General features: G+C 53.5%; 10 protein-coding genes. 3 read left to right on the top strand and 7 right to left on the bottom strand.

Annotation, left to right across the window (positions count from 1 at the left end):
• Positions 1–174: 174 nt before the first annotated feature.
• Genes ETR37_RS13155 through ETR37_RS13140 form a run of 4 tightly spaced genes read right to left on the bottom strand, consistent with a single transcriptional unit; the run spans position 175 to position 4,858 of the window.
• Positions 175–1,584 (bottom strand): phosphomannomutase/phosphoglucomutase, encoded by a 1,410-nt coding sequence (locus tag ETR37_RS13155; protein ID WP_129447370.1) that lies wholly within the window; start codon positions 1,582–1,584, stop codon positions 175–177.
• Positions 1,535–2,650, bottom strand: coding sequence for a glycosyl transferase (locus ETR37_RS13150; RefSeq protein WP_129447369.1), 1,116 nt, complete (start codon positions 2,648–2,650; stop codon positions 1,535–1,537). The genes ETR37_RS13155 and ETR37_RS13150 overlap by 50 nt, the downstream gene beginning before the upstream one ends.
• Entirely contained in the window at positions 2,631–3,818 is a 1,188-nt protein-coding gene (locus ETR37_RS13145; RefSeq protein ID WP_020754992.1) for a glycosyltransferase family 4 protein, read from the bottom strand. The genes ETR37_RS13150 and ETR37_RS13145 overlap by 20 nt, the downstream gene beginning before the upstream one ends.
• On the bottom strand, positions 3,815–4,858 hold the full coding sequence (locus ETR37_RS13140; protein ID WP_129447368.1) for a nucleotidyltransferase family protein: 1,044 nt from the start codon (positions 4,856–4,858) through the stop codon (positions 3,815–3,817). The genes ETR37_RS13145 and ETR37_RS13140 overlap by 4 nt, the downstream gene beginning before the upstream one ends.
• Positions 4,859–5,152: 294 nt before the next feature.
• Between ETR37_RS13140 and ETR37_RS13135 the strand changes: the two genes are divergently transcribed.
• Positions 5,153–6,331, top strand: coding sequence for a Gfo/Idh/MocA family protein (locus ETR37_RS13135; RefSeq protein ID WP_129447367.1), 1,179 nt, complete (start codon positions 5,153–5,155; stop codon positions 6,329–6,331).
• Between the two features lie 65 nt (positions 6,332–6,396).
• Here the strand turns inward: ETR37_RS13135 and ETR37_RS13130 are convergent, their stop codons facing one another.
• Positions 6,397–6,846, bottom strand: coding sequence for a (deoxy)nucleoside triphosphate pyrophosphohydrolase (locus tag ETR37_RS13130; protein ID WP_020754997.1), 450 nt, complete (start codon positions 6,844–6,846; stop codon positions 6,397–6,399).
• Positions 6,847–7,010: 164 nt separating this feature from the next.
• Between ETR37_RS13130 and ETR37_RS13125 the strand changes: the two genes are divergently transcribed.
• Both ETR37_RS13125 and sstT read left to right on the top strand, forming a co-directional pair.
• Positions 7,011–7,775: a sporulation protein gene (locus ETR37_RS13125; protein WP_020754998.1), complete on the top strand. Its 765-nt coding sequence runs from the start codon at positions 7,011–7,013 to the stop codon at positions 7,773–7,775.
• Positions 7,776–8,198: 423 nt separating this feature from the next.
• Entirely contained in the window at positions 8,199–9,461 is a 1,263-nt protein-coding gene (sstT, locus tag ETR37_RS13120) for a serine/threonine transporter SstT (RefSeq protein WP_033005564.1), read from the top strand.
• 58 nt (positions 9,462–9,519) lie between these two features.
• Here sstT and rlmD read toward each other — a convergent pair whose 3' ends face one another.
• Together rlmD and ETR37_RS13110 are read right to left on the bottom strand one after the other, a co-directional pair.
• Positions 9,520–10,908, bottom strand: a complete 1,389-nt coding sequence (gene rlmD / locus ETR37_RS13115; protein ID WP_129447366.1) for a 23S rRNA (uracil(1939)-C(5))-methyltransferase RlmD — start codon at positions 10,906–10,908, stop codon at positions 9,520–9,522.
• A 474-nt stretch (positions 10,909–11,382) separates the two neighbouring features.
• Positions 11,383–12,567 carry an RNA-guided endonuclease InsQ/TnpB family protein gene (locus ETR37_RS13110; RefSeq protein WP_129447365.1) on the bottom strand — a complete coding sequence of 395 codons (1,185 nt, stop codon included), beginning with the start codon at positions 12,565–12,567 and terminating at the stop codon, positions 11,383–11,385.
• Positions 12,568–12,632 lie beyond the last annotated feature (65 nt).

Genomic DNA, 12,632 nt, shown 5'->3' with positions numbered 1-12,632 from the left:
TACAATACATTTTTATCCTTATCTATTATGGACAAACCATTTGCAAGAAATCAAGCATGAGCCCCCTCACAACAAAAATAAACCGGCGTGGGAGCCCTACGGACGACCCACGCCGGAACAAATCTTTTGAAACGGACAGAGGGCGACAAGCGCAGACCATTCGGAGAAAAGGCGTCACCAGTCAATGCGCAATTCAAGGGTGGCGAGGCAATCAGCCAGCTGCCGCTTAATCTCCGCCAATGCAGCCTCCGTCTTGGCTTCTGCACGCAACACAAGAATCGGCTGGGTGTTCGACGGCCGCACCAACCCCCAGCCGTCTGGGAACTGAATGCGGGCGCCATCCACATCGACAACAGGGAAACGGCCGGCAAATTTCTCTTTTACTCTGGCAATGGCAGCCGCTTTTTTCTCTTCCGGGCAAGCAACTCGCGTCTCCGGCGTCGCCGCGTACCGCGGCACATCGGCAAACCACTCGGACAGCGGGCGCTCATCGTGCGACAGTAATCGAAGCAGGCGCCCAGCGGCGTACAGCGCATCGTCATAGCCGTAAAACTCATCATTGAAGAACAAATGACCAGACATTTCACCGGCAAACGGGATCTCCGGACGACGGCGCAACGTCGCTTTGACGTGCGAATGGCCGGTGCGATGGAAGAACGGTTTCCCGCCGAGCCGCTCAATTTCCTCAACAAGCGCTTGCGAACATTTCACTTCAACGGGCGCGTCGGCTCCCGGATGACGCTTAAGAATCTCGCGCCAGAACAGCACCATCAGTTGGTCGCCCCAACGGATCGCACCCGTTTCATCCACAACCCCGATCCGGTCGCCGTCGCCGTCAAACGCGATGCCAAGATCAGCCTGCTCCTTGCGCACCATCTCAATCAAGTCCGTTAAGTTCTCCGGCACGACCGGGTCCGGATGATGGTTCGGAAACGTCGGATCGGATTCACAGTAAAGCGGGACGACATCGCACCCCCATTCTTTGAGCACTTGTGGCGCAATGATCGATGGGGTGCCGTTGCCGCAGTCGACGACGACCTTCAGCTTGCGCGGACCGAGCTTAATTTTCTCCTTCAACATCTTGATATAGGCCGGAGCAAGGTCAAGCGTTTCCTCGCGCCCGCGCGCTGTTTCAGGACGCGGCTGTTCCTGGCTGAGCCGCTCCATCGCCCGCCGCAGCGCTTGGATGCGCTCGCCATAAATTGTCGTTTTTCCCATGGCAATTTTAAATCCGTTCTCATCCCCTGGGTTATGGCTGGCGGTGATGATCATGCCGCATGGAATATTCGTGTAGAATAAGCTGTAGTAAAACATCGGCGTCGTCGAAAGCCCAATATCGACGACATCGCAGCCGCCATCGAGCAGCCCATCTTTGAGCGCCCGATGCAAGCCAGGCGATGACAGACGATTGTCATGACCGACAACCGCCCTCTTCTCGCCTTCCTTTTGCATCATGTCGGCAAAGGCCCGTCCGAGCCAATACGCGAACGACTCATCGAGCTCCTCACCGGCTCGTCCGCGGATGTCGTATTCTTTAAACACGTGTGCCGGCCATGCGAACGGTTTCGTTGTTGACGTATTCATCGACAACCACCTCCACCGAAATCGATTGAGCGATTGCTGCTGTTAACAAGTACGACAATGTTGACTCCGCCCCCCGATTCGGGTTCGGGCCGTTCGGGCCAAGCCCGTCGCAGCAACTGCCGTCGCTTGGGTCCGCAAGCGGCGCGTTGCCGTCGTTTTGTCCGTAAAACCAAGCGAGGCAGCGGCGGACGACGCCGCGATAACGCTCGTCGTCCGTTGCCCAATACGCTTCGCGCGCCGCCAAAGCGAGCTTCATCACATCAAGCGGCTGTTGATCCCAATCAGCGCGGTAGCGGCGGCTGCACCAGCCGCGGTTGCCGACCGGACGGATGACACCTCCCGGTCCGCTCATTTTTTCAATAAGGAAAGCAAGGCTTTTTTCCGCCACTTCCTTCACCTCATCCCGCGGCGCGCGCCGATATGCCGTCCAAAGCGACCACGGCAACACCCCGTTGGCGTATGTCAGCTCCGGTTCGTACCAGCGCCAGCTGCCATCCGCGTGCGTTTCGTAGGCCTCAAGCAGCTGACGCTCAAACCGCCCCGCCAACGCGGCCAACTCCTTCTTGTCAACGCCGGGCACCCCCTCCTCTTTAAGCGACCCGCTGCACGCCGCCAGCCCCCAAGCGATGCCGCGCAGCGAGCGAAGCTCCCATGCCGCCGGCAGCGCCCGCCTCAACATGTCCGCAGCCGCCTCGCGCCGCGCCGCGTCATCCAATTGCCTATACGCGATCGCCGCCGCCCAAAACGACCGCCCGAAGCAGTCGTCTGAGGGCGTCTCTTCCTCTTTCGTCCGATCGAAGAAAAAGTTGTTATGGAACGTCCCGTCATCGTTTTGCGCCCAAAGCAAAAAGGCCAAATATCGGTCAAGCAGGCGATACAGCCGCTCCTTCGTTTCTTGATCGTCGAGCAACGCCAGCCACTCGAGGCACGCCCATATGGCGCGGGCGTTGTCATCGGTCGAATACCCTTCGCGCCGCCGCGGAATGCGGCCGAGGCTATGCTCAAGCAACCCGGTGTCGTCAGTCATGCGCTCGAGATGGTCGAACTTAATGACTGACGGTGCCAATGGTCTTCACCTCCCCACGTTTCGCGGCGCACATGCGCGCAAACAAGGCGACATGCTGTTCGCCGACGCGCGGCCAATGCGTGTTTGCCCCGATTTGGCGCACCTTTTCCTCCCATCGCTTCAGCGCCGCCTCGTCGGCCAACAGCTGCCCGAGCCGCTCTTCCCAGGCGGTCGTATCGCCATACGGCAACAACAGCTCTTCACAACCTTGCAACAAATCGCGCGCATGCTCATACGGCGTCGAAACGACCGGACGGCCGACGCCGACCGCATAGGCAAGCGTGCCGCTTGTAATTTGCTGCATGCCCGGGTACGGGGTGACGTACAAGTCGCATGCCGTCAAATAATCAATCAGCTCTTCCTCGCTGAAATACCGGTCCTCCATGCGAACATGGCCATCGAGCCCGAGCCGATGAATCAACGCTTTCAGCTCATCGCGATACGCCTCCCCTTCCCGCTTTTTCACTTCTGGGTGCGTCTGTCCGGCAATGACATACAGCGCTTCCGGCACCTTGCGCACGACGCCCGGCAATGCGGCCAAGACCGATTCAATCCCTTTGCCGCGGCTTAGAAGCCCGAACGTCAACATCACTTTGCGGCCGCTGAATCCGAGGCGGCGGCGAAGCGAATCGCGATTTTCGCTGCTTGGGCCTGGAGCACCGTGCGGAATGTAGACAATTTTTTCTTCCGGCAAGCCAAACGCTTTGACCAAATACGGGATCGCCTGCCGGTTCATGACGATGATGGCGTCGCTTGCCGCAGCGATTTTTTCTTGAATCGGGCGGTACGGCAGCGGCGGTTCGGCAAACACCGTATGGAACGTCGTCACGAGCGGCTTTTCGAGCGCCGCGATGAAATCGAGAATGTATTCGCCCGCCTCGCCGCCGAAAATGCCAAATTCATGCTGCAGGACGACAACATCGATGTCGCTCTCATTCACCCGTTTCGCCATTTCTGCATACGCCGTGCGGTTTTGCGCCGGGAGCGGCCAATACGCCGGGTTGTGGCGATAGGCGTCATCGCCGTCGCTTTCGTTGTACAACACGATGACGCGGTCGCCATCGGACGGTCCGCGGACGCCGTCAATACTTTGCCGCAAATGTTCCGTAAACGTCGCCAGCCCGCACCGCCGCGGCGGATACGTGCTGACGTACGCGATTCGAATCATGCTTGCACCGCCTCCTTAAACTGGTTGATGATTGAATCCTCGAACACTTCTCCCGCCGTCGTCACCGTCCGGTAGCCGAAAATGCTGTTTTGCAACCGGCTGCGGTCGCGGATGACAGAGCGGTCCCAAACGATGGTTTGCGCGCAATGGACGCGGGCGCCGATTTGGCAGTGGTCACCGATGACCGCATTCGGGCCAATGACGGCCTGCGGACCGATTTTCACATGGTCGCCGATGAGCACAGGCGGCACAAACAAGACGCCAGACCCAATCTCCACGTTTTCACCGACAAACACGCCCGGTTGAATTTCACGTCTTTTGAGCGGAATCGGAAACTCCCGACGCAACGCATCCCAATGCACCTGGCGGTATCGTGCCGGCGTCCCCATATCACGCCAATATCCGTTGCTGACGATGCCATATACACCGACATTCTTCTCGATCAGCAGCGGGAATGTTTCGCGTTCAATCGACACTTCCCGCTCAGCCGGAATATAGCGCATCACGTCCGGCTCGAAAATATACATGCCGGCGTTGATCCGGTTCGATGGCGCTTCTTCCCGGCGCGGCTTTTCGACAAAGCGCAAAATTCTCCCGCTGTCGTCTTGTTCGACCACCCCATAGGAAGAAGGATCGTCTACTTCCGTTAAAACAATGGTCGCCAAACCGCCATGTTGACGATGGAAATCAAGCAGCGGGATCAATTGCGGCAAATGCACGATGTCGGCGTTAAACACGAGAAACCGTTCATCAAGCCAGCGCTCGGCGTTTTTGATCGCCCCAGCCGTTCCGAGCGGGAACGGTTCGAGCGCGTATGTAATCTTGACGTTCCAGCGCTTCCCATCTTCGAAATAGCGACGGATCACTTCTGAACAATGATGTGCGGCGATGACAAATTCGTTGACTCCTTGGTCGCGAAGATGAATGATGAGGTGCTCAAGCCATGGCCGATTCGCAATCGGGGCCATCGGTTTGGGGATGTTTTCGGTCAATGGACGAAGACGTGTGCCTAATCCTCCTGCCAGCAACAATGCTTTCATTTCGTCATCCCTCCATACGATTTTTTTCACAAAACTAGACACGATTCTTGATGGATGAACGAGAAAATGAAAGTGATTCATAGATTGCTAGCACTCGGCTGCGATGGTTGCTAATAATAATATACATAATATTCCTTCTGTTGCGCAAGCGAAATGATTGTCGGATGGTGTCGATGAGGAATGATTGATGCTTGCAAATTTCAAAACTTTCATTTTCTCGTTCTTCTTTTTCTTTGCGGTATAATGAACATCGTTAATGCTATATATATATGTGAGGGAGGAGGAGAATACGCCATGATTTCTTCATTTTTCCGTTACCGTGTCGGCATCGCCGGTGCCGGCGCATTCGCTGAATTTCTCGCCGGCGCGCTCGCCCCGCTTCCTTCCTTCCATCTCGCCGCTGTCGCCGGGCGGACGGACGAAAAACGCCAGCGCGTCATCGACGCCTATCGCCGCCGTCAGCCGCAGGCGGGCGACGTGCGCGAATACCGCGAAGCTGAAGAATTGATCGTTGACCCGCACGTTGACATCGTCATTCTCACCACCCCGCCGCATTTGCACGCCCCGCTTGCCGAGCGGGCGCTTGAGGAAGGAAAACATGTGCTCCTTGAAAAGCCAGGCGGCCTCACCGCCGAGGCGCTGCGGGCGAACATCCAGCTCGCCGCCCGCCAAAACCGGGCGTTGGCGGTCAATCTCGTCTTGCGCTACCATCCGCTCGCAGAAGCCGTCAAGCAACTCATCCACCGCGCGCTTCTTGGCCCAGTGGACTACGCAAGCCTTCACAACGCGGCTCACCGCGTCGCCAAAGGCCATTGGTTTTGGGACGAGCGGCGAAGCGGCGGCATCCTGATCGAGCACGGCGTCCACTTTTTTGAAGTCGGTCGCGATTGGTTTGGCGAAGCGGTTTCCGCGCACGGATTCGCGTTAAGGGAAACAGACGGCACACGGCCGCGCGTCGGCGCTACGGTGATTCATGAAGGCAACGGACGGCGCATCCCCGTCCATTATTACCACGGCTTTACGATGGACCCTGCCGCTTCGGAATCGACACACTGGGACATTCATACGAAACGCGGGCGCATCGTGCTTGAAGGCTGGATTCCGACGCAGCTGTCCGTCTCCGGCCTCGTCACTGACGAGGAGGCAGCCTGCATTGACGCCTGGCTTGACGCCATCCCGACAAAGCCGTCGGCTGACGCTATCGAACAACTGCAGCAAGCGGCCGACCGGCTGTTGCCGCCCACGGAACCTTCAGCCGCTCCGCGCCGCCCATACGAGCGCACCGTGGTGCTCTCGGACCGCCACGGGTGGTACGAAGCGATCGCTCAAACGCGCTTTCTTGATTTTTGCCGTTTGATCGAGAACCCGAGCTGGCGCGTCCTCGTCACCGCCGAAGACACCGCCGCCGACCTCGCTTTGGCGGAAGCGTGTACCGTGACGGATAAAGCAGTCGACCCACTTGACATCCGCTAACTGCTGACACCAAAAGAGCCTGGTGCGGCCACATGGCAAACGGCCGCAACCAGGCTTTCTTCACCTCAATCGTCGATAGATCTCGGTCTCATCAGAACGTCCAAAACACCCTTCTGCGCTTCCCCCTCAACCAACAACGCCTCAACAGTCGGAATATCCGCCGGCGCCCACTCAAGCGAGCGCAATGCTTGAAGCGGCACCCACCGAAGCTCAGCATGCTCCCGCGCCCGCGGCTCCCCATCGACTAAGCGGGCTTCATACGTCCGCAAATGCACGATGGCGTGTTCATACTCATGGAACACATCAGCCAACAACTCACCGACCGAAATGGTGCAGCCAAGCTCCTCGCGAATTTCCCGAACTAAAGCGTCTTCGGGCCGCTCCCCCTCTTCCACTTTGCCGCCCGGAAACTCCCACACGTTGGGCAGCGACATGTTCGGCGCGCGCAACGCACATAACACATCCCTCTGTTCATTGAAGATGGCTGCCCCGACAACATGAATGACCCGTTTCATTCATGACCCGCCCTTCTCATCCATATACGCCATTTTAGCAAAAACCGTCTCGCTTTCCAAAACAGTGGAACCCCTTTAGTCGTTATGTTAACTTTAAAGAAGAGCAGAACCTTTTCACCAGGTGCTCCGTATTCTCAACTGAAATCGCTGACAAGGGGGAGAACGTGTTGTTCAAAAAACTGTTAAGTTCGATCGGCATCGGTGCCGCCACTGTTGATACGAAGCTCGCCAAAGCGCAATATGTCCAAGGCGAAACCGTCGAAGGGGTTGTCGACATTCGCGGCGGCAGCGTCGAACAGCACATTGATGAAATTTATTTGGCATTAGTCACAACGTACATCCGCGAAATCGATGATAAGAAATTTGAAGAAAAAGCCGTGCTGGCGCGCTACAAAGTGAGCGGCCCGCTGACGATCGCGCCGAACGAAACGAAAACGATCCCGTTTCAATTCGCCTTGCCGTACGACGTACCGGTCACGCTCGGTTCTTCGCGGGTATGGCTGCAAACCGGCCTTGACATTAAAATGGCGCTCGACCCGCAAGACCGCGACTATCTCACCATCGAGCCGCACCCGCTTGTCGCCGCGTTTCTCGAGGCGGCCCGCCAATTAGGTTTCCGCCTTCGCCATGTGCAATGCGAACAAGCGCCGCGCTATTGGCAACGGCGGCTGCCGTTTGTCCAAGAGTTTGAATTCAAGCCGGCAAGCGGACCGTTTAAAGGCCGACTTGACGAACTGGAGGCCATTTTCTTTGTCTCCGAGCATGGGGTTGAAGCCATTTTAGAGATTGACCGCAAAGCGCGCGGGTTTGCTGGATTGCTTTCCGAGGCGCTTGATATGGACGAAACGCTTGTCCGGTTCACCTATGGGCCGAGCGATGTCGCTTCATTGGCGCAACGGTTGGCGAATGCAATTAGCCGGTATAGCTGAGCTAAAAGGGGCAAAAAACGAAGGGGCCACTCGGCCCTTTTGTACTATGTGCTATACGGATGCAGTGAAAAGCTTGTCTATCTTCCCTGCAGTCGACCCAACTGTTCTGCAAAAACCACATTACTACAATTTCAAATTGCACCACACACTCCTTTTGTTTTATTTGATTCATACGGCTAGGATTCAGTGAGCTTTTTGCTTTGCAACCGATGTCAGCCCCATCGCGGCTGGCTTCTTTTTCGACCTTGCCATAAGCGCAAAAGGCAATGCAACGTTTGGATAATTCAAACTATTCTAATATAACAATCTATTCGTTAATCACTAATATTCATGCTAAAATAGTGTTTGTTCACCACTGGAAAACACTTGTGCATGTACGGTGAATTTCATTCTTGATCATCCATGAGTGTCAGGAGGAACGTTATGAAGCAACTCATTGTAAGGTGGAATCAGCTTAGCCTTGTCAGACGTATCCTTGTCGGTATCATCATCGGGATTGTCCTCGCCATGGCCGTCCCGGAATCAACAAAATGGGTGTCCATTTTTGGTTCCTTGTTTGTCAGCGCTCTAAAGGCCGTCGCACCCGTATTGGTGTTCTTTCTCGTGGTCTCCGCCATTTCCCGCCATCAAAGCGGCCAAAAAACAAATATCCAACACATTCTTGTCCTATACGGGGCCAGCACGTTCTTAGCCGGTCTTACCGCCGTCGTGGCCAGCTTCATCTTTCCGGTTCATTTATCTTTAGCTGAAGGGATGAAAGATATCTCTCCCCCTAGCGGCATAACAGAGGTACTTCAGTCATTGTTGCTTAATATTGTTGATAACCCTATTCATGCACTGATCAATGCGAATTATATCGGTATCCTGACTTGGGCGGTGCTGCTTGGCATCGCATTAAGACCTGCGCCGGAGACGGTCAAAAACGTCATCGCCAGTTTTTCTGACGCCATTTCAAACATTGTCACATGGGTCATCAATTTGGCACCCATCGGAATCATGGGGCTTGTTTTTGACGCGATGGTCACCAACGGGCTTTCCGCTTTCATCGAATACGGAAAGTTATTGGCCGTTCTTCTTGGGACGATGTTTTTCGTGGCATTCGTCATGAATCCGCTGATTGTCTTTGTGAACATTCGCCAAAATCCGTACCCGCTCGTGTGGAGATGCATTCGGGAAAGCGGAATAACCGCCTTCTTTACGCGCAGCTCGGCCGCAAACATTCCGGTGAATATGAATTTGGCTGAAAAACTCGGATTAAACAAAGATACGTATTCGGTCTCGATCCCTCTCGGTGCAACGATTAATATGGCTGGCGCCGCCGTTACGATTTCCGTGTTGACGCTTGCTGCGGTTCACACATTGGGGATTGAAGTCGATCTAGGTACAGCGCTGATTCTTAGCATTCTTTCCACCATCGCCGCTGCAGGGGCATCCGGCGTCGCGGGCGGCTCGCTTCTCCTTATCCCGTTGGCATGCAGTTTGTTTGGCATCCCAAATGATATTGCCATGCAAGTAGTAGGGGTTGGTTTTATCATTGGCGTGTTGCAAGATTCATGTGAAACGGCCCTGAACTCCTCTTCCGATGTTCTTTTCACCGCAACAGCGGAATATGCGAAGAGACGCAAAGAAAAAACCGCCGTCATCATCGAAGCTGAATTTCATGCAAAACGAGCGGGTGGCAACTGAAACCCTTCTTGTATAAAGCCCGTTTCCCTCTCACTTGGGGGAACGGGCTTTTCCTGATTTATGATGATTTGACAAGCAACGCACAGCACTCGACATGCGCCGTATGCGGAAACATGTCCACCGGTTGGACAGTTTTCAACACATAGCCGAACGGGGCTAGCTCCGCAATATCAGCCACAAACGTCTCCGGATTGCAGGAGACATACACCACCCGCTTTGGTTGCGCCCGGCCGATTTTGCGCATCACTTTTCCGCCTGCGCCAGAACGTGGAGGATCCAAAAGCAGCAGCTCCGGCCGCCCGAATTGCTCCAACACGTCATCAATCCCGCGCCGCGCATCCCGCGCCAAAAAGTACGTATTGTCAACGCCGTTGTCTTTCGCGTTTCGTTTCGCCGACTCGATCGACGTTTCCACAATTTCAATGCCCGCCAACGCCTTCACCCGCTTGGCGAATGGCAAGGAAAACGTGCCTACTCCGCAGAAGAGGTCAATCATTTTTTCGTGAGGCTGCGGTTTCCCCATTTCCAACGCCAGTTCGACTAGTTTGGCTGCCTGCACGGGGTTCGTTTGGAAAAACGTATCGAACCAAAGACGGTAGCGGAACCCGCACAATTCATCGTAAATGAAATCCCGTCCGGCCAGCACGTGCGTTCGTTCCGCCTGGGTGCGGTCGGCCCACGCCCGATTCTCCAGCCAAAGCAAACTTTTTACGTCCGGGATCGCCTTCGTGATCCGCTCCGTCAAATCAGCCGCCGCTTCTTTCAACTCCCCTTCCGGCGCCTCGGTCGCAAAGAGCGCCACCATCACCTCTCCTGTCGCAAACGACTCGCGCACCATGACGTGGCGAAGCAGGCCTTCATGGGTGTCTTTGTGATACCCAGGCAGCTGATGGTCGCGCGCCCAACGCGCCACTTCCATAGCGGCTTTGACGATCTTCTCGCCGGCGATGAGACATGTCTCCAACGAAATCACTTGCCGGAAATTCCCTTGCTCGTGCAGGCCAAGCAAGCCCTCAGGGGAAAACGTAAACTCCATTTTATTGCGGTAATGCCATGGATGCTCCATCCCGATCGTCTCGCGGACAACGCCAGGGTCAAATCCGTGCTCTTTCAAGAGAGTCTTGACATGCTCCGTTTTATGGCGCAGCTGTCCCTCATAGCGCCAGTGCTGCCAGACACAGCCGCCGCAGCGGTCAAAGTGCGGACACGGCGGATCGAGCCGCTCTGGATGCCGCTCGATCACTTCTTCCACTCGGGCATGGGCCCTCCGGCGTTTCGGCCAATCGATCAAAACCCGCACCTTTTCACCAGGAAGCGTGGACGGAACAGTGAGTTTGAGCTTTTTTCTCCTCCCTTCTTCTTCCTGCCAAACGACCGCTTGTCCCGCTCCTTTTTTATCCAACTGATGAATGTCCGTAATGAACGATTGTTTTCCGTTGTCTGTCAATGGCTTTCCTCCTTCCGAGATGAACGATGTTGTCACCCTTTATGTATTGTACACGATCAGTGGACGAATCCAAAGAAACTTCGCGCAGGGGAAAAGATTGGGAATGAAAAGCATTGGAAGACGGAAAAACGGAATTCACGAGAACATCCGCCGGAAGCCCACTGCTTTAGCTGTGGGAGGAAGGCGGGGTTTATATTTTCAGTATATATTGAATTTTTCGTTCAGTATAAGTACACTGGATTTAGAAAGGTAGGTGAATCAAGAATGCTCTGCACTCTCAAGAATGAACCTCCCCCACTTACGCCTGTAGGCGTTGAAGTGGAGGTTTCTTGCCTTTTTCTTTCCGGGTGTTTCACGATACACCGGGTTTCCCGTGTATCTCGTGACCAAGCACGGAAACACAACGGAAAGAAATAGCAAGCAACATCACGCCAAAGCGTGAAGGGTGGGAACTCACCATCTACTACTTCTCGCTTACGCGATCCGTAGATACTTGTGGTTTATGATTTTCATCGGTCGGAATTCTCCATATAAGTGTTTTGTAAGAATATTGCATGCCGAATGGACATCCCGATGCTGAGAATAACCACAAGCACAAATAAAATTTCTAGAAGAAGGTTTTTTCTTCTTCCCGCAAACAGGGCATGTTTGCGTGGTATAGGATTCATCCACTTTTTCAAAAGTGATGCCTTTGGCTTCTAGTTTGTATTTCAAATAGTCGTAGAGTTTGCCAAAACACCAGTTCGATAATTTTTGGTTCACCAATTTGGATCGTTTTTTCTTTTTGTTGCGCTGGACGCCTTCGACATTGCCTATGATGAAATGTTTGACGTTTTGTTCCAAACACCAATCAACCAATTGTTTGGTCGTTTTATGCAAACAGTCTTTTAATTGCGCTTCGCTTTTCGATAAAATATATTGTTTTGCTTTATTGTATTTTTTCCATTGGCGAGATCCTTTTTTACAGCGAGACATGAGTTTTTGCAGTTCTGCTAATTTTTTGTTTCTTAACCGGTGAATGGAACGCATTTTTCTTCCGGTGATGATGATGCTGCTTCCATTTTCACTGACGGCGGCAATGGTGTGAATTTCACCGGGATCCCCAGCAGCGATAGTTCCTTCTTCTTTAGGAGTTGGTTGCACACCGTCTTCATAACTGAGGCAAAGCATGAGTTTCCAATGTTTCGCATCAAAAATGAGTTCGATTTCTTTGACAATGCCATTTGGAATTTGTTCTTTATCGATTTTGACTACAATAGGAGGTTGGTTTTTTCTTTTCCAACGACCCATTTTCAGTTCAATGGTCCCATTTGAGTGAATAACAAACCCATTATTTGCCCATTTCGTGTTGAAATATTTTTTCTTTTTATACGGATATTTATTGTCGAGCCCTTTTTGTTTGGCTTTTTTGGCGCTGTCTCTGGCGTGCAAATATTTATGGCATACCGCTTGAATGCTTTGGCTGTGAATCGGGTATTTGCCCTTCGTTTGTTTTTGAAGTTCGGTTTGGTTGATCCATTTTCCATTGTTCTTTCGTGCATAGTTTTTGGCAATGACTAAACAGTCATTCCAAATTTGAGCCGATATTCGGTTGCATTCGAATAATCGATCGATATCTTTTTTTGATGCTTGAAAAGGGATTTTGACCGTTCGATACATCCTTTCACCTCCTTATTTATAACTGTAGATGAGCAAATTCACTAACATAAATTGACAACCAAACA

The organism is Geobacillus sp. PK12 (genome assembly GCF_004123125.1).
Classification (GTDB): domain Bacteria; phylum Bacillota; class Bacilli; order Bacillales; family Anoxybacillaceae; genus Geobacillus; species Geobacillus zalihae.
The sequence above is the reverse complement of the archived record's forward strand: the minus strand, read 5'-3'. Positions and strand labels throughout refer to the sequence as shown.